Origin of the sequence: Aromatoleum evansii, assembly GCF_045689615.1 — a bacterium.
Taxonomy (GTDB): Bacteria; Pseudomonadota; Gammaproteobacteria; order Burkholderiales; family Rhodocyclaceae; genus Aromatoleum; species Aromatoleum evansii.
The window spans coordinates 2,439,249-2,456,909 of record NZ_CP141259.1 but is presented as its reverse complement, the minus strand read 5'-3'; the positions used below and the strand labels follow the sequence as shown (position 1 = coordinate 2,456,909).

Annotated in this window: 18 protein-coding genes; 13 read left to right on the top strand and 5 right to left on the bottom strand. The window is 66.6% G+C overall.

Features of this window, described 5'->3' with window-relative positions:
- Positions 1-98 precede the first annotated feature (98 nt).
- The 8 genes from U5817_RS11495 (at position 99) to U5817_RS11460 (ending at position 6,448) form a co-directional block, all read left to right on the top strand.
- Positions 99-515 carry a M67 family metallopeptidase gene (locus tag U5817_RS11495; protein ID WP_407280847.1) on the top strand — a complete coding sequence of 139 codons (417 nt, stop codon included), beginning with the start codon at positions 99-101 and terminating at the stop codon, positions 513-515.
- On the top strand, positions 512-1,963 hold the full coding sequence (gene moeB / locus U5817_RS11490) for a molybdopterin-synthase adenylyltransferase MoeB (RefSeq protein WP_407280846.1): 1,452 nt from the start codon (positions 512-514) through the stop codon (positions 1,961-1,963). Before U5817_RS11495 ends, moeB begins: the two co-directional genes overlap by 4 nt.
- A gap of 23 nt (positions 1,964-1,986) precedes the next feature.
- Positions 1,987-2,988, top strand: a complete 1,002-nt coding sequence (locus U5817_RS11485; protein ID WP_407280845.1) for a PLP-dependent cysteine synthase family protein — start codon at positions 1,987-1,989, stop codon at positions 2,986-2,988.
- On the top strand, positions 2,973-3,632 hold the full coding sequence (locus tag U5817_RS11480) for a peroxiredoxin (protein ID WP_407280844.1): 660 nt from the start codon (positions 2,973-2,975) through the stop codon (positions 3,630-3,632). Before U5817_RS11485 ends, U5817_RS11480 begins: the two co-directional genes overlap by 16 nt.
- 95 nt (positions 3,633-3,727) lie before the next feature.
- Positions 3,728-4,156 (top strand): hypothetical protein, encoded by a 429-nt coding sequence (locus tag U5817_RS11475; RefSeq protein ID WP_407280843.1) that lies wholly within the window; start codon positions 3,728-3,730, stop codon positions 4,154-4,156.
- Between the two features lie 151 nt (positions 4,157-4,307).
- Entirely contained in the window at positions 4,308-4,928 is a 621-nt protein-coding gene (locus U5817_RS11470) for a LemA family protein (protein WP_407280842.1), read from the top strand.
- Between the two features lie 82 nt (positions 4,929-5,010).
- Complete coding sequence (locus U5817_RS11465) at positions 5,011-5,877, top strand: TPM domain-containing protein (protein WP_407280841.1); 867 nt, start codon at positions 5,011-5,013, stop codon at positions 5,875-5,877.
- Positions 5,878-5,908: 31 nt separating this feature from the next.
- Entirely contained in the window at positions 5,909-6,448 is a 540-nt protein-coding gene (locus U5817_RS11460; protein ID WP_169130776.1) for a TPM domain-containing protein, read from the top strand.
- Between the two features lie 9 nt (positions 6,449-6,457).
- Here U5817_RS11460 and U5817_RS11455 read toward each other — a convergent pair whose 3' ends face one another.
- Positions 6,458-6,814, bottom strand: a complete 357-nt coding sequence (locus tag U5817_RS11455; protein ID WP_169130778.1) for a DUF423 domain-containing protein — start codon at positions 6,812-6,814, stop codon at positions 6,458-6,460.
- A gap of 475 nt (positions 6,815-7,289) precedes the next feature.
- Between U5817_RS11455 and U5817_RS11450 the strand changes: the two genes are divergently transcribed.
- From U5817_RS11450 to U5817_RS11430, 5 genes are read left to right on the top strand one after another with little or no spacing between them, the layout of a single operon-like run.
- Positions 7,290-8,420 carry a TolC family protein gene (locus U5817_RS11450; protein WP_407280840.1) on the top strand — a complete coding sequence of 377 codons (1,131 nt, stop codon included), beginning with the start codon at positions 7,290-7,292 and terminating at the stop codon, positions 8,418-8,420.
- Entirely contained in the window at positions 8,417-8,977 is a 561-nt protein-coding gene (locus U5817_RS11445) for a hypothetical protein (RefSeq protein WP_169130782.1), read from the top strand. Before U5817_RS11450 ends, U5817_RS11445 begins: the two co-directional genes overlap by 4 nt.
- A 22-nt stretch (positions 8,978-8,999) precedes the next feature.
- Positions 9,000-10,154 (top strand): efflux RND transporter periplasmic adaptor subunit, encoded by a 1,155-nt coding sequence (locus U5817_RS11440; RefSeq protein ID WP_169130784.1) that lies wholly within the window; start codon positions 9,000-9,002, stop codon positions 10,152-10,154.
- Between the two features lie 9 nt (positions 10,155-10,163).
- Positions 10,164-13,283, top strand: a complete 3,120-nt coding sequence (locus tag U5817_RS11435; protein ID WP_407280838.1) for an efflux RND transporter permease subunit — start codon at positions 10,164-10,166, stop codon at positions 13,281-13,283.
- A 51-nt stretch (positions 13,284-13,334) separates the two neighbouring features.
- Positions 13,335-13,715: a hypothetical protein gene (locus tag U5817_RS11430; RefSeq protein ID WP_169130788.1), complete on the top strand. Its 381-nt coding sequence runs from the start codon at positions 13,335-13,337 to the stop codon at positions 13,713-13,715.
- A gap of 71 nt (positions 13,716-13,786) precedes the next feature.
- On the opposite strand, the gene U5817_RS11425 is transcribed toward U5817_RS11430, so the two are convergent.
- From U5817_RS11425 to U5817_RS11410, 4 genes are all read right to left on the bottom strand, one after another.
- A complete protein-coding gene (locus U5817_RS11425; RefSeq protein ID WP_169130790.1) occupies positions 13,787-15,145 on the bottom strand; it encodes an aromatic acid/H+ symport family MFS transporter in 1,359 nt (452 codons plus the stop codon).
- A 73-nt stretch (positions 15,146-15,218) separates the two neighbouring features.
- Complete coding sequence (locus U5817_RS11420; protein WP_407280836.1) at positions 15,219-15,935, bottom strand: ABC transporter ATP-binding protein; 717 nt, start codon at positions 15,933-15,935, stop codon at positions 15,219-15,221.
- Positions 15,928-16,689 carry an ABC transporter ATP-binding protein gene (locus tag U5817_RS11415; RefSeq protein WP_169130794.1) on the bottom strand — a complete coding sequence of 254 codons (762 nt, stop codon included), beginning with the start codon at positions 16,687-16,689 and terminating at the stop codon, positions 15,928-15,930. The genes U5817_RS11420 and U5817_RS11415 overlap by 8 nt, the downstream gene beginning before the upstream one ends.
- The gene (locus tag U5817_RS11410) at positions 16,682-17,659 is read right to left on the bottom strand and encodes a branched-chain amino acid ABC transporter permease (protein ID WP_211167221.1); all 978 of its coding nucleotides are present in this window, start codon (positions 17,657-17,659) and stop codon (positions 16,682-16,684) included. Before U5817_RS11410 ends, U5817_RS11415 begins: the two co-directional genes overlap by 8 nt.
- Positions 17,660-17,661: the final 2 nt, after the last annotated feature.

Below are 17,661 nucleotides of genomic sequence, written 5' to 3'. Positions count from 1 at the left end.
GTTCCCGGGGTGGCCGCGCCGCGAACTCCGGCGACCCGATCGCATTCCAAAGTAGACGAATTTAGTCGGTTATTGAATTCCGTAACGAGGGCTCCGCCATGGCGACCTTGCGACTGCCTCCCCCTTTGCGCGACACGATCCTAGCCGCGGCGCAGACGGGCTACCCCGACGAGGTGTGCGGACTCCTGCTGGGGCGGCAGGATGGCGATGCCGTGACCGTGTGCGCGGTCCGCGCCGCCCGCAACATTCACCCTGAGCGCACGGCGGACCGGTTCCTGATCGAGCCGCAGGACTATCTCGATGCCGAATACGCGGCTGCCGCCAGCGGACTGCAGGTGGTCGGCGTGTGGCATTCCCATCCCGACCATCCGCCCCGCCCCTCGGATACGGATCGGGAATTCGCGTGGGCCGGTTGGTCCTATCCGATCGTCTCGGTGAAGGCCGGCGTGGCCACCGAGTTGCGCTCGTGGCGGCTCGAGGGCGAAACGTTCGGCGAAGAGGAGGTGTTGTCATGAGCCGTGTCATCGTTCGCATTCCGACGCCGTTGCGCTCGTACACCGGCGGCGCCGACGAAGTGGAGGTCGAGGCCGCCACGGTCGGCGATGCGCTGCAGGCCTTGGCCCATCGCCACGAAGGACTGCTGCCACGCGTATGCGCGGAGGACGGATCGCTGCGCCCCTTCGTGAACATCTACGTCGGATCGGACAACGTGCGCGACCTGGGTGGACTCGCGGCGCCCCTGCCTCGTGACGGCGCCGTGCTCGCGATCGTTCCTGCGGTCGCCGGCGGGGCCGGCGGCGCACGCGAGCGGCGGATCGCGGAATTGAAAGCGAGCATACCGGAGATCGATCCGCGCGAAGCCTTTGCTTTGCAAGCGCAAGGGGCGGCGCTGATCGACGTGCGCGAGGCGGATGAGATCGCGCAGGGCAGTCCCCGCGACGCAGTCCGTATCGGCCGCGGTTTTCTCGAACTGCGCGTGGAGGAAGCCATCCCGGATACGGAGCGCGCGCTGCTCGTGATGTGTGGCGGCGGAGTGCGCTCGCTGTTCGCTGCCGAAGGCTTGAAGCGGCTCGGTTATCGCAAGGTCGCATCGGTGGCGGGCGGTTTCTCCCGCTGGAAGGCGGAAGGCCTGCCCTTCGAGACCCCGCGCGGCCTCGATGCGCACGCACGCGAGCGCTATGCGCGGCATCTGGCGATGCCGGAAGTCGGGGAAGCCGGGCAGCGACGGCTGCTGGACAGCCGCGTACTGCTGGTCGGCGCCGGCGGTCTTGGGTCTCCGGCGGCCCTGTACCTCGCGGCGGCCGGTGTCGGCACCCTCGGTATCGTCGATCACGACATCGTCGATCGCTCCAACCTGCAGCGGCAGATCCTCCACAACGACGAGCGCATCGGCCAGCCCAAGGTCGACTCCGCGCGCCGCACGCTGCAGGGTCTCAATCCCGCGGTCAAGATCGCAACCTACGCGGAACGCCTCAGTTCGGCCAACGTGGAGCGCATTCTGGAAGGCTACGAGGTGGTGGTCGACGGCTCGGACAACTTTCCTACCCGCTACCTCGTCAACGATGCCTGCGTTCGCCTGCAGATTCCGTGCGTGCATGGCTCGGTGTACCGCTTCGAGGGCCAGGTGACGGTTTTCTGGCCGCGCTGCCCGGCCCGTCGCGGCCCCTGCTATCGCTGCCTCTATCCCGAACCACCGCCCGCCGAATTCGCGCCCTCGTGCGCCGACGCAGGCGTACTCGGCGTACTACCGGGCGTCGTGGGGCTGCTCGAAGCGGTCGAGACGATCAAGCTCCTGCTTGGTCTGGGCGATCCGCTGGTCGGGCGGCTGCTGCATTACGACGCCTTACGCGCCCGGTTCGACGAGTATCGGCTATCCGCAAGGCCGGATTGCGAGCTGTGCGCCGAAGGGCGTGCATTCCCCGGCTACGTCGACTACGAAGCGTTCTGCGCGACGGCGGTATAAGCGCGCCGCAAGGAAAGACGGAAATGGTAGCGATCCCGATCCGCGAATCCGCCCTGCTCTCCAGCGTCGGTCGCGTCCCGCTGGTCGAGATCCACGCCGTACGTGAGCAGGCGCCGGGTTGCCGCGTGTTCGCCACGCTCGAAGGAGTCAATCCCGGCGGATCGATCAAGGACCGACCGGTCGTGCGCATGCTCATGAAGGCCCTGCAAACCGGCCGACTAGACGCCGGCCGGCGACTGCTCGATTCGTCGTCCGGCAACGCGGGCATCTCGTACGCGCTGTACGGCGCGGCCCTTGGCGTGCCGGTCACGCTCGTCGTGCCGGGCAATGCCAGCCGCGAACGCCTCGACCGCATCCGCGCCAGCGGCGCTGAATTGATCCTCACCGATCCGCTCGAAGGCTACGACTTTGCGGTTGCCGAGGCCCGCCGCCTCGCCCGCGCGCACCCCGAGCGCTACTGGTACTGCGACCAGTATTCGAACCCTGAGAACTGGCGCGCACATTACGACACCACCGGGCCGGAACTGCTGCGGGGCGTCATGGCGAGCACCGGCAGGCCGCCGGATGCGTTCGTTGCCGGCATCGGCACCGGCGGCACGCTCACGGGCGTCGCGCGCCGGCTGAAGGAAGCGCATCCTGCAACGGTCGTGATCGCGGCGATTCCCGACGAATTCCCCGGCATCGAGGGTCTCAAGCCGCTCGGCCATCCGGGCGACATGGTGCCGGCGATCCTCGACGAGAGCCTGATCGACCGTCGTCTGCCGGTGCGCATGGAGGATGCGATCCCGATGTGCCGGAGGCTGGCCAAGGCCGGCCTGTTCGTCGGCCCGTCCGCGGGCGCTCTGGTGCACATCGCATGCCGGGTCGCGCTCGAGGATCGCTCGCGCTGTATTGCCACGGTGCTGCCGGATACCGGCGAACGCTACGTATCGACCGGACTCTGGGCGGGCACGGACGAACAACAGGAGAACGGGAAGGACAGGGAGCCACTAATGCATGGGGGTGTTCCATGGCATTGCGATTAGGCGACGACGCACCGGACTTCACAGCGGAAACGACGCAGGGAACGATCCGGTTTCATGAGTGGATCGGGGACGGGTGGGCAATCCTGTTCTCGCATCCGAAGGACTTCACCCCCGTCTGCACCACGGAACTCGGGTATATGGCGGGACTCAAGGAGGAATTCGACAAGCGCAACACCAAGATCATCGGCCTGAGCGTGGACAGCGTCCGCGACCACGACCGCTGGTCGAAGGATATCGAGGAGACGCAGGGGCATCGCATCAATTACCCGCTGATCGGCGACCCGGACCTCAAGGTGGCCAAGCTTTACGACATGATCCACCCCAACGCCAGCGGCAGCGCCCAGGAGCGCACGGCGCAGGACAACCTGACGGTGCGCTCGGTGTTCGTGATCGGGCCGGACAGGAAGATCAAGCTGATGCTCACCTACCCGATGAGTACCGGCCGCAACTTCGATGAGGTCCTGCGGGTGCTGGACTCGATCCAGCTCACGGCGAAGTACAAGGTGGCGACGCCGGTCAACTGGAAACCGGGCGAGGACGTGATCATCGTACCCTCGGTCTCCGACGAGGAAGCAAAGACCCGCTTCCCGGACGGATGGAAGGCGCTCAAGCCTTATCTGCGCATCGTTCCTCAGCCCCGATAGCCGAAAGGCGACCGCCATCCCTTGCCAACGCTTGCTGTCGGTCGGAGATTTGCTCTATACAGGAAATGACCCATCCCGATGCAGAGGAACCGACCATGCCGAAGAAAGCCGTAGCCCACGAGTCCGCACATGCGCCGCCTGTCGACGCCGCTCCTGACGAATCACGCGTTGCATGGCCGTTTAGCGATATTGCCGCGGTGTGGACGGGGGTGCCGTGGATCAACTTGTGGATGCAGTCCTGGGCAACCTGGCTCGGACAGCACGGGCCGGAAATCGAGCGGTCCCCTGCTACCGGGCGGGTGCGTGCGCCACGCCCGGAACGTCGGCAGGCCGAGCTCCCGTGGGTACCCAAGATCGAGTCCACGGTGATCCCGTTCTGCCGCTCGGAGGACGAGCCGGGCGCCGAAGCGACGAGGCTTTCGATGCGCGTGCGCGTCCCGACCCTGCCGTGGATGGGCGGCAGCAACGTGATCTCGATCGATACCGTGATGCCTCACGGATTCGACAAGAAGCGCGGCGACTGAGCGGCCGAGGGGCCAGCGCGCTTATCCCGCCGGTGCAGGCGGCACACGGCGGGGTATCATTACTCCCGCATATCGGGTGTGACGTCCGACATGGGCGGTGCGCCACACCGCGCGCCGCCTTGCGCGGCAAACCTGATCCTGGGAGTGTGACGTGTCGAGATCCTTTCTGCGCCGACTGGCTTCGGTCGCCGCCGTCGCGGTTGCGCTGAGCACCGCGGGCTGCGGTTATAACGATTTCCAGCGGCTTGACGAGCAAAGCAAGGCCGCCTGGGCCGAGGTGCTGAACCAGTACCAGCGGCGGGCCGACCTTATTCCCAACCTTGTCGCCACCGTCAAGGGCGAGGCGAACTTCGAGCAGGAAACGCTCACAAAGGTGATCGAAGCACGTGCGAAAGCGAGTTCAATCCAGGTCACCCCCGAAATGCTTGCCGACCCGCAGGCGATGGAACGCTTCCAGCAAGCACAGGGCCAGCTGGGCAGCGCCCTGTCGCGCCTGCTCGTCGTCGCCGAGAACTACCCGAACCTGAAGGCCAACCAGGCCTTCCAGGACCTGCGGGTGCAGCTCGAAGGCACCGAGAACCGCATCACCGTCGCGCGCAACGGTTACATCAAGGCCATCCAGGAATACAACGTCCTCGCTCGCAGCTTTCCGACCAATCTGACGGCGATGGTCTTCAGCTACGCCCCCAAGGCAGGATTCACCGTCGCGAACGAGCAGGCAATTTCGAGCCCCCCCGCAGTCGATTTCAGTGGCAGTGCGCCCAAGCGTTGAATCGCTCACTCCCCTGCCCTTGATGCCTGCCCTCCTCCCTTCCATGCGCGCGATCGGATGCGCCCTGCGCCTCGCCTTGTGCATGCTCGCGCTGGGGCTCTGGGCGGGCGCTGCCAGCGCGCAGGAATTGATCCCCGTTCCCAAGCTGACGGCACGGGTCATCGACAAGACGGGAACACTGTCGTCCGCCGAACGGCAAGCGCTCGAAGACAAGCTTGGCCGATTCGAAACAGAGCGCGGCAGCCAGATCGTCGTCCTGATCGTGGCGACGACCGCGCCCGAGGATATCGCCGCCTTCGCCAATCGCGTGGCGGCCGAATGGAAGATCGGCCGTCGCGATGTCGGTGACGGCCTGCTGCTGGTGGTCGCCAAGGATGACCGGCGCGTGCGCATCGAGGTCGCCCGCGCGCTCGAAGGAGCGGTTCCCGACCTCGCAGCCTTCCACATCATCGACCGCGCCATCACACCTGCCTTCCGCCAAGGGCAGTTCGCCGCCGGTATCGACGCCGGTGTCGAGGCCTTGTTCGCACGCATCCGCGGCGAGAACCTGGCCCTGCCGGAACCGGACGGGCGCGACTCGGGCGGATCGGGATCGTTTCAGGACATCGGCGTCCTGCTCATGTTTGGCGTGCCCATCGTCGGCGGCATGCTCGTCGCGGTGCTTGGCCGCAAGCTCGGCGCATTAGCAACCGGGGGCGTCTTCGGCTTCCTCGCCAAGTTCCTGCTCGGCAGCCTCGTGCTGGGCATCATTGTCGGCGTGCTCGCGATCATCTTCGTCTTCGTGCTCGGCACCGGCGGGGGCGGACGCGGCGGCCGCGGCGGTCCCGGCGGGCCGATCATCGGGGGCGGCAGAGGCCGGGGCGGGTTTGGCGGCGGCTTTGGCGGAGGCGGTTTCGGTTCGGGCGGAGGCGGCAGTTTTGGCGGCGGAGGCGCGTCGGGGCGATGGTAGCGAGAATGAACGCCATCACGGAGGGGCAGCGATGAGCGCCCTCCCCCGCCTGTTCCGTCACCTTTGGCTGGACGCCGGCGACGCCCGACGGGCCATCGGGCCGGACGCGATGCAGCGCCTGGAGGTGCGCGTGCGCGACAGCGAACGGCAGCACACGGGAGAGATCTGCCTGTGCGTGGAGGCAAGTCTACCGTTGAGCTATCTGTGGCGCCATGTGAGGGGGGCTCCGATCGCCGCGGTCGTGCGCGAACGGGCGGTGACCCTGTTCGGAAAACTGCGCGTGTGGGATACCGAACTCAACAACGGCGTCCTGATCTACCTGCAACTCGCCGAGCACCGCATCGAGATCGTGGCCGACCGCGCCGTGGCACGGACCGTGGGCGCAGCCGAGTGGCAGCGCATGGTCGACGAGGCCACCCCGGAATTTCGCACCGGCCGCTACGCGGAAGGCTTGGAGCGCACGATCGACGCAGTGAATGCGGTGCTGCGCGCGGCTTTTCCCGCTGTGGAAGCCGGTGGCGAAGGCGGCGAGCGTGCAAACCAGTTGCCGAACCAACCCGTGGTGCGCTGAACGGCGTACCTATCCGCGCAGAGCCCGCCACGCGAGAAGCAGCCAGCCGGCAATCATCAACGTGCCGCCAATCGGGGTGATCATCCCCAGCATTCGCCAGCCGCTCAGCGCCATCACGTAGAGGCTGCCCGAAAAGACGACCGTGCCGAGCACCAGCAGGACCGCGGCAAGGCCCGTGTTCGGCAGCCGCCAGGCGCCGAGCGCAAGCAGGCCGGTCGCGTGCCACATCTGGTATTGCACTGCGGTATTCCACCACCCGAGCTCGGCAGCGCCGAGCACATTGCGCAGACCATGGGCGCCGAAGGCCCCGAGCGCTACCCCGAGCCCTGCGAGCAGGCTTCCCGCGATCAGAATGAATCGATTCATGGTTCCGTGATGAGTCGGTTTTCCGCACGGCACGCACCGCGCGGCTGAAGAGGGACCGATGCGCGGACATCGAACGCTCCGGAGGCCGATAGTGTCTGCCGGCCTCATCGTCGGCGCAATGCCCTGTGCGTGGCGGGCTGCTCTCGAATCACGAAGAGTGGCGTCGTATTGCGGATTGCCGGCATCGACAAACGCCCTGACGCACCGATACGGGATTCGGATACAGCTTACAAAAATGTAATTTGGCCGTCAGGGTCCCGTTTGTGCCCGGCAATCATGATCGCCCCTCAGATCCACGCCTGCGCGGAACGGCCGCGTTCGCCCTGCCGTGATGCCATTGCATTCCCCTTTCTCCCCCGGTTCGCACTCCCGACGCCCACTGAATCTCATGCGCTGGGGCACGCTCGGTGCAATCCTGCTTTGGTCGTCGTTGGCCGCCGCACAGCCGGATCCCAGCCCCGAAAGCGATGGCTCAGTGACGATCCGTTCGGTCGTCGCAGCCGCATGGGAGCGCAGCGCCGCATCGCGTGCGACCGGAGCACGGCGGGAACTTGCGCAGGCAAGACGCAGTGCGGCGGATGGCTGGATGGCGACCCCGCCGAGTCTCACTCTGCTGCACACGACCGATCGCCTGAACCGTAACGACGGAGCGCGCGAAGTCGAAGCCGAGCTCGAAGTGCCGCTGCGCACGCCAGGCGTACGTGCCGCCGGAGCGGCGACAGCCGAAGCGGAAGCAACGGTGCTCGAAGGCGAGCTCACCGCCGCCCGCCTCGGCGTTGCCGGCGAGGTGCGCGAGGCCATCTGGAAGCTGCGACTTGCCCACACCGAGGTCGAGGCGAACGAGCGACGGGTGGCAGACGCGGAAGCGCTCGCCGCGGATGTCGAACGCCGTGTTCGCGCCGGCGACCTGGCTCGCGTCGACGCCAACAACGCACGGGCGTCGGTGCTGATCGCCAGGGTCGCGCTGGCCGACGCGGTGGCGCGCGTGCAGCGCGAACAGCGGCTCTATGCGGCGCTTACGGGAAACGCGCCGATTCCCGGGGATACGGAGTCGCCCCCCGCAAGCGCCGAACTCGACGCGCACCCGCTGTTGATTGCGGCTCGCGCGGCGGCGGACCTCGCACGCGCCCGACTGCACGAGGCGAGCACCGCGACGCGCGACCACCCGGAGCTGATCCTGGGCGTCAAACGCGAACGCGGCGAATTCGGCGAGCACTACGCGAACACGACCAGTGTCGGTGTGCGTGTGCCCTTCGGTTCGGAAGCACGCAACCGCCCGCTGATCGGCGCTGCGAACGCGGAAGTGATTGAGGCCGAGACGACGGCCACGCAGCAGCGCGAGCGCCTGCGTGCGGAAGCCGAGGCGGCCCGCGCCGAAGTGGAGCAGGCGCAACAGGCAGAGGCCTTTGCCGCCGAGCGGGCGCGTCTTGCCGCCGACAGCCGGCAACTCCTCGCGAAGGCCTTCGAACTCGGGCAGATCGACCTCCCCGCGCGCCTGCGTGCCGAAAGCGAGGCATACGACGCCGATCTCGCTCTCAGCCGCGCGCGCCTCGACTCCGGCCGAGCGGCGTCCCGACTGAAACAAGCCTACGGACTGCTTCCATGATCCCTGTATCCCATCCCTTCACACGGCACCTGCGATCGTTCGCGCTGGCCGGCACCGTCGTTTTCGCGACGGCCGTCTTCGCCGGCCCCGGGCACGAGGGCGGACACGAGCATGACGAGGCCGCGCCCGTTGGGGCCGGCCCGGCGGTTCCGCGCTTCGAGACGCACTCGGAGTTGTTCGAAGTGGTCGGTGTCGTTTCGCGTGGTGCCTTGACGCTCGCGCTCGACCGCTACGCAAGCAACGAACCCGTGTCCGACGCACAGATCGAACTCGAATCGGGCAGTTTCAAGGCGCTCGGGGAATACGTCCCCGAGCGCCAGGTGTATCGCTTCACTTCCGAGCCGTTTGCCGCCCCGGGGAGCTATCCGGTCACGCTCACCATCACTGCCGGCGAGGAGATCGACCTGCTCGCGGCGGATCTCGTCGTGCCGCAAGTCGAGGCGACGCCCTCCGCCGGCGCGCCTCGTCCCTCGACCGCACTGTGGTGGGGGGCCGGCAGCGCCGCCGCCGTCATCGCACTCGCCCTCGGCCTGCGTCGCCGCCGCCCGGCGTCATGAGAACCGCCCTCCCGGAAAGACCATGAAGAACGTTCCCCGCCCCGCGCACGGCCGTGCGACGACGTCCCGCCAGATTCTCGCTATCCTCACCCTCGTCTTCGCCGCACCGTCCTTCGCTGGGCCAGGCCACGATGGCGGCCACGATCACGATGAAGCACCTGTGGTGACCAATCCCGATGCGCCCAAGCGCCTGCCCGACGGTTCGGTGTTCCTGCCCAAGCTGTCGCAGCGCCAGTTGGGTATCCGCACGGTCGTCGCCGAGACACAATCCCTTCCGCGGACCTGGCAATGGGTCGGCAAGGTCGTCATGGATCCAAACGCCGGCGGCAGGGTGCAGCCGACCATCGATGGCCGCATCGAAGCCGGCCCGCGCGGGCTGCCGGTACTCGGCCAGGCCGTGCGCAAGGGAGAAGTGCTCGCGCGCGTACGCCCGTCGGCCAATCCCATCGAGCGCGCCGGCCAGCGCGCACAGGCCGCCGAGTTGCGCGCCAGCCTGGAAATTGCGAAGAAGCAGCTCGCCCGCCTGCAGGAGCTGGAAGGCAGCGTACCGCGCAAGGAGATCGAGGCCGCGCAGGCCGAAGTTCGCAGCCTGGACGAACAGCTCGCCGCGGTCGGAAGCAGCCTGAGCACCCCCGAGGCGCTCGTCACCCCCGTGTCGGGCGTCATCGCCGCAAGCAATGTCGTCGCCGGCCAGGTCGTGGAGGCACGCGAAGTGCTGTTCGAGATCGTCGATCCGGCCCGCCTCCAGGTCGAAGCGATAGCGCACGACGCCACCCAGGCGAACGGCGTCGCGCAGGCCTCGGCCTCGGTCGATGGCGGCCAGACGGCCTTTCCGCTCGCCTGGGTCGGCGCCGGCCGGGCGCTGCGCGAACAGAGCCTGCCGGTACTGTTCCGAACCGTCGAGGGCACGGCGCCGCCTCTCTCGGTCGGGCAGCCGCTCCAGGTCGTGGTGCAGACGCGCGAACAGATTACCGGCATCCCCGTACCCGGAGCGGCTCTGGTCAAGAATCCCGCGAATCAGGAGATCGTCTGGGTGCACACCTCTGCCGAGCGTTTCGTGCCGCGCACCGTGCGGCACCGCCCGCTCGATGGCGCGACCGTCACCATCACCGACGGTCTAGCCGCCGGCGACCGGGTCGTCGTTCAGGGCGCCGCCCTCGTCAACCAGGTACGCTGAGGGCGATCCATGTTCGACTGGCTTGTCAATCAGTCCCTGCGCAACCGCCTGCTGGTGCTCGCCCTCGCCGCCGTGATGATGCTCTACGGCGGTCTCACCCTCGTGCGGACGCCGGTCGACGTCTTCCCCGACCTCAACCGCCCTCAGGTCACACTGCAGATCGAAGCCGGCGGCATGGCGCCCGAAGAGGTCGAGCAGCTCATCACCATCCCGCTCGAAGTCTCCATGAGCGGCCTGCCCGGCGTAAGCGCGGTGCGCTCCGTGTCCTCGGTCGGTCTCGCTTTCGTATATGTGAGCTTCGACTGGGGCGTGGATATCTACCGCGCGCGGCAGATGGTGAACGAACGCTTCACCACCGTGCGCGACCAGCTTCCGCCGGGCATCGAGCACGCGGCGATGGGGCCGATCAGCTCGATCATGGGCGAGATCCTGCTGATCGCGATACCCATCGACCCCGCTAAGATCGACCCGATGGCGACGCGCGAATATGCCGACTTCGTGCTGCGCCCGCGCCTGCTGTCGGTCCCCGGCGTCGCCCAGGTGATTCCCATCGGCGGCGAGGTGCGCCAGTACCAGGTGCAGCCTGACACCGCACGCATGGCCGCACTCGGTGTCACCATCGACGACATCGCCGGCGCGCTGAAGGGCTTTTCCGCCAACACCAGCGGCGGCTTCCTTGAACTCAATGCGCGCGAATACCTGATCCGTCACATCGGGCACACCACGCGACTGGCGGACCTCGAGCGCCTGCCGGTCGCCGCCCGCGACGGCCGCAGCATCCTGCTCAAGCAGGTCGCCGCGGTGAGCTTCGCGCCCGCGATCAAGCGCGGCGACGCCGGCTTCAACGGCCAGCCGGCGGTGATCCTGTCGGTGCAGAAACAGCCCGACGCCGACACCGTGAAGCTCACGCGCGAGATTGAAACCGCGCTCGACGAGCTGAAGAAATCGCTGCCCGCGGGGATGGACGCGCCGCGCGTGACCTTCCGCCAGGCCAATTTCATCGAGTCCTCGATCGGCAACCTGCAGGGCAAGCTCGTCGCCGCGTCGGCGATCGTCGCGGTCGTGCTCTATCTCTTCCTCGCCAACCTGCGCACGACGCTGATCTCGCTCGTCGCGATCCCGGCTTCGATCCTCACGACGGTGCTGGTGTTCCGCTACTTCGGCATGTCGATCAACACCATGACGCTGGGTGGGCTGGCGATCGCGATCGGCGAACTCGTGGATGACGCGGTCGTCGGCGTCGAGAACGTGCTGCGCCGGCTCAAGCAGGAACGCCAGCGCGGCGCCGAGGGCCACGCCCGCTTGAACCCCCTCGAACTGATCGGCAAGGCGACGCTGGAGGTGCGCTCCGCGATTGTCTACGCGACCTTCATCATCGTGCTGGTGTTCGTGCCCTTGTTCGCGCTACCCGGTATAGAAGGCCGCCTGTTCATGCCGCTGGGCGTCGCCTACATCACCTCCATCCTTGCCTCGATGCTGGTGTCCGTGACCCTCACGCCGGTCATGGCCTATTACCTGTTACCGCGCATGAAGAGCCTGGACCACGGCGATACGCGGCTCGTGCAGTGGCTCAAGCGCCGCTATGCGGCGGCGCTGGAATGGAGCTTCGATCACGCCCGCGCGCTGCTGGCCGCCGCGACCGTTGCGGTGGTCGCGGCGCTGGCGCTGGTACCCTTCTTCCCGACGACCTTCCTGCCACCCTTCAACGAAGGCACGGTGCTAGTCGGCCTGCGCCTGAACCCCGGCACCACGCTCACCGAGTCGGTGCGTATCGCAACGCAGGCCGAGCACCTCATCCGTCAGGTGCCGGAAGTGGTGCACGTGGGTCGCCGCTCGGGCCGCGCCGAGATGGACGAACATGCTGAAGGCGTGCATTCGTCAGAGCTGGACATCGCGCTGCGCGCCGGGGAACGCCCGCTCGAGGCGGTGTATGCCGACATCCGCGAACGCCTCGCGAGCCTGCCGGCGGCGATCGGCATCGGCCAGCCGATCAGTCATCGCATCGACCACCTGCTCTCGGGCGTGCGCGCGCAGATCGCGATCAAGGTGTTCGGCGACGACCTCGACACGCTGCGCGCGCAGGCCGATGCCCTGCGCGGCCGCCTCGCCGGCATCAAGGGCCTAGCGGATCTCGAGATCGAGAAGCAGGTGCTCACGCCCCAGATCAAGGTGCGCGTCGACTTCGACGCCGCCGAAGCCTATGGCCTGCCGCCATCGAAGTTGCTGGAAGAATTGAAGATGCTCGTCGACGGCGAGCGCATCACGCAGGTCATCGAAGGCAACCGTCGCTTCAACCTCGTGCTGCGCCTGCCGGACGCTGCGCGCTCGGTCGACGGCCTCGCCAACGTCCTGATCGATACGCCGGGCGGGCGAGTTCCCCTGTCCAAGCTCGCGCACATCGACGAATCCGACGGCCCCAACCAGATCGCCCGCGACGACGGCAAGCGCCGCATCGTGCTCTCCGCCAACGCGTCGCAGCGCCCCCTGTCGGACGTCATCGTCGATATCCGCAAGGTCATCGCCGACACGCCACTGCCTGAAGGCTATTTCATCGACCTGGGTGGCCAGTTCGAAGCGCAGGAGGAATCCAGCCGACTGATCGGCTTGTTGTCCCTGATCTCCGCCGCGATGGTCTTCCTCGTGCTGTACAGCCGGTACAAGAGCACCGCGCTCGCGCTGATGATCATGGCCAATATCCCGCTCGCGCTGGTCGGTTCGGTGATCGGCCTGTGGTTGTCGGGCCAACCCTTGTCGGTTGCCGCCCTGATCGGCTTCATCACGCTCGCAGGCATCTCCACGCGCAACGGCATCCTCAAGATCAGCCACTACATCAACCTGTGCGCATTCGAGGATGAGAGGTTCGGACGCCGCATGCTCGTGCGCGGATCGCTCGAGCGCTTGACGCCCGTGCTGATGACGGCGCTCGTCGCCGCCTTCGCCCTCGCGCCGCTGCTGTTCGAGGCCGAACAGCCCGGAACCGAGATTCTTCATCCTGTTGCGGTGGTGATCTTCTCGGGCCTGATCAGCTCGACGCTGCTCGACACTTTCGTGACGCCCGCAATGGTCTGGATCTTCGGGCGCAAGCCCCTTGAGCGCCTCGTTGCCGAATCGGGCGGAGAGGCATACTGAGCAATACTGCCGCCTTGATCCACCCCAGCATAGCAATCAAAGGAGAAACCGATGAAATCCCTCAAGGCCCTCGCCGCAGCCCTCGCCATCCTGTCCGCCCCCGCCGCCTTTGCCGGCGCGGGTCACGACCTGACGCCCAAGCACGGCGGTGCCGTGGTCGAGGTCAAGGAGGTCGTGTATGAGCTGGTCGCGACGCCCGAAACCCTGACGCTGTATCTCGACGATCACGGCAGGAAGGTCGACACCACCGGCGGCAGCGCGAAGCTCACCCTGCTGAACGGCAGCGAAAAATCCGAAGCCACCCTTGCCCCCGCCGGCGACAACAAGTTCGAGGCCAAGGGATTGCACAAGGTCGCTTCCGGCACAAAGGCCGTGGCTGTGGTCACTCTTGCCGGAAAGGCGCCCGCAACGGCCCGGTTTACGGTCAAGTAAAGGCTCGTCCGGAGCCCTGGTCCGCGACCGAAGGCGCCCGCACCGATCCCGGGCGGGCGCTCGTCACGGTCTTACTCTGTCACGACACCGATTTCCCCGGCGAAGGCGAGCGGCTCCTCCTCGTCGGGCGCATGCAGCGCATTGCGCGCGATCAGCGACACCGCGAACGCTGCGATCGCTCCGGGAATCGCGAAGAACAGAAAGTTGAAGTGCAGCGGCATCGCCATGGCGAGCAACGTGCCGCCGACAATCGGGCCGAGGATCGCGCCGCTGCGGCCTACGCCCGAGGCCCAGCCGATGCCGGTCGAGCGGATCGCCATCGGATAGAACTGCGCCGCATACGCGTACAGCAGGATCTGGGAACCGATGGTGGTCGCTCCGGCAAGCGCGACGAGCACGTACAGCACCGAGGTGGGGCTCTTGTAGCCGAGCAGGCTGATCGACACCGAGCCGATCACGAAGAAGATCATCAGCACCGTCTTCAGGTGCAGGCGATCCGCCACGACGCCGCCTCCCACCGCACCGAATATCGCTCCGAGGTTCAGCACCAGCAGGAAGGACAGGCTGGAGCCGAGACCGTAGCCTGCCTGCGTCATCAGCTTGGGCAGCCACGATGCCAGCGCATAGACCATCAGCAGGCACATGAAGAAGGCCAGCCAGAACATCACCGTGCTGAGTGCGCGGCCGTGCTTGAACAGCGCCACCAGCGGGACGTGACCGGTCTTGCCGGTCGGGAAGTCATAGCGGTCGCCAGGCTGCGGAACGAAGCTTCCTTCGACGCGTGACAACAGGATGGCCGCTTCTTGATCGCGCTTGGCATGCAGCAGGAAACCGATCGATTCCGGCAGCAGATACAGGATCGCGGGCAGCAACAGCAGCGGCAGCCCCGCGACGAAGAACACCGAGGACCAGCCGTACGCCGGGATCAGGTACATGCCCAGTCCCGCCGACAGCATGCCGCCCACCGAGTAACCGCTGAACATGATCGCGACCAGCGTGGTGCGCAGCTTCTTCGGCGAATACTCGGTCATCAGGGCGACAACGTTGGGCATCACCCCCCCTATCCCCAAGCCCGCCAGGAAACGACAGACCGCGAACTCGGTGACGTCGCGTGCGAAGCCGTTGAGGAAGGTGAACAGGCTGAAGAGGATCACGCATAACGCGATTACCTTCTTGCGTCCGAAACGGTCGGACATCGGGCCGAAGATCAGTGCGCCGAACATCATGCCGAACAAGGCATAGCTGCCGAGCGTCCCGGCCTGGATCGGCGTCAGTCCCCACTCCTTCATCAGCACCGGCAGCACGACGCCGTAGATCACGAGGTCGTAGCCGTCGAAGATGATGATCAGGGCACACCAGAACAGCACCTGCCAGTGGAAGCGATTGAACTTCGCTCCGTCAATCAGCTTATGTACATCGATGTTTCTCATGCCGCCGTGTCTCCAGATATCGTTTTAATACCGCAAGACTCCTCGCGGAGTCGCGCAGTTCGGTGATGGGCGATCAGCTCACGCCCAGATGTTTGTGCAGCAGTTCCGGATTCGCGCGCAGTTCGGCGCTGCTGGCCTCGTGGGCGACCTTGCCCTTCACGAGGATGACGTTGCGATCGGAGATTGACGTGACTGCCGCGTGGTTCTTGTCGATGACGATGGTGGCGATGCCGGTGGCGCGAATCTGGCGGATGATGTACCAGATCTCCTTGGCGATCAGCGGGGCCAGGCCCTCGGTGGCCTCGTCGAGGATCAGCAGATCCGGGTTCGTCATCAGCGCGCGACCGATCGTCAGCATCTGCTGCTCGCCCCCCGAGAGCTGGTTGCCGCCGTTGTTGAGCCGTTCGCCCAGCCGCGGGAAGGTGTCGAGTACGCGCTGGTAGGTCCAGTCGCGACGGCCGTCCACTCCCGGTTTTGCGCCCATGACTAGGTTCTCGCGCACGGTGAGGTTCGGAAAGATGCCCCTGCCCTCGGGCACGTAGGCGATGCCCTTGCGTGCGATGAGATAGGGCCGCGCGCCGGTCATCGTCTTGCCGCGCACCGCGACGCGGCCGTGGCGCGGGCGCACGTGACCGAGCATGCTGCGGATCAGCGTGCTCTTGCCCATGCCGTTGCGCCCCATCAGGCCGACCGTCTCGCCGCGGCTGATGCGGAAATCGATGCCGTGCAGAATGTGGCTGCTGCCGTAGAAGGTATGCAGCCCTTCCGCTTCCAGGAGTACATCACTCATCGCCCGGCTCCCCTTCACCCAGGTAGGCTTCCTGAACGGCTACGCTGTCGCGGATCTGCTCCGGGGGGCCGCTTTCGAGCACCTGCCCCGTCACCATCACCGTGATCACGTCGGCGACCGCAAAGACCGCATCCATGTCGTGCTCGACGAGCAGGATGGCGTGATCCGGCGTGAGCTTCTTGAGCAGTGCGACCATCGACTGCGATTCCTCGGGGCCCATGCCTGCAAGGGGCTCGTCGAGCAGCAGCACCGAAGGCGAGGTCGCGAGCACCATCGCGATTTCCAGCTGGCGCTGTTCGCCATGACTGAGGGTCGCCGCGACCGCGTCGCGCCGCGCGGCAAGGCCGGCCTGCTCGATGGCGCGGTCGGCAGCGTCGCACAGGTCGGCGAACGATACGGCTTTCGAGAAGACGCGCAGCGCCCGCGGTGCCCGCGACTGTGCGGCAAGGCGACAGTTCTCGAATACCGTGAAGGCTGGAAAGATATTGGTGCGCTGGTAGCTGCGGCCGATGCCGGCACGCGAACGCTTGTCCGGACTCCAGCCCGAGATGTCCTGGCCGCGGTAGAGGATCTGCCCCGCCGACGGGGGCAGGTCGCCGGACAGCAGGTTGATCAGCGTCGACTTGCCCGCGCCGTTCGGCCCCAGCACGGCGTGCAGCATGCCCTTGTGCATGTCCAGCGAGACATCGCGGTTGGCGTACAGACCGCCGAAGCGGCGCGACATCCCGCGCGCCGAGAGAACGAGCTCAGCCATTTCGGTTGCCTCCGCCGATCAGCAAGCCCTTGAGGCGTTGCGGCAGGCTCGAGAGCCCGCCCGGCAGCACCATCACCACGGTCACGATGACGGCCCCCATCAGCAGCTGCCAGTGCTTCGTCAGCGCGGAGAACAGCTCCTGCAGCACGACGAAGGCGAAGGCTCCGATCGCGGCGCCGTTGAGCGTGCCCATGCCACCCAGGATCACCATCAGCAGCACATTGCCCGACTGGTGCCAGGAGAGGATTTCCGGAGTAACGAAGCCGTACTGGCAGGCGGAGAAGAAACCGGCAAGCCCGGCGATTCCGCCCGCCGTCACGAAGCCGGCGAGCTTGTACAGGAATACCGGAAACCCCAGCGACAGCATGCGGTGCTCGTTGCTGCGGATGCCCGCCAGCGCGTGCCCGAGCGGCGAACGCAGGAGGACGCGCAGGAACACGTAGGCGACGACCAGGAAGGCAAGCACGATGTAGTAGAACTGCATCGGCTCGTTGAGGTCCAGCAGCACCGTTTCCCCGATGCGCAGCTCCGGCTTCACGTTGAGGAAGGCCCCGTCCGAGCCCCCGCCCAGCGGCGTGTCGTGAAACACGAAATAGATCATCTGCGCGAAGGCGAGCGTGACCATGATGAAGTAGATCCCCTTCGTGCGCAGCACGAAGAGCCCCACGACAAAGGCGACCGCAGCGCCGGTGAATACGGCCGCGGGCAGCACCAGCCACAGATTTGCCGGATCGTACTTCGGCGACAGCAGCACCACGCTGTAGGCGGCCACACCGAAGAACGCCGCGTGGCCGAAGCTGACAAGCCCGGTGAAACCGACCAGCAGGTCCAGGCTCATCGCGAAGATCGTCATGATCATGATCTTTGCGATCAGCTCGTTGTAGTAGCCCGAGCCAAACATCGGGAACAGTGCCAGCACCAGCAGCACGAGCGGCAGGTAGTTGCGCTTCTTCCTTGCAGGCAGCGGCATGG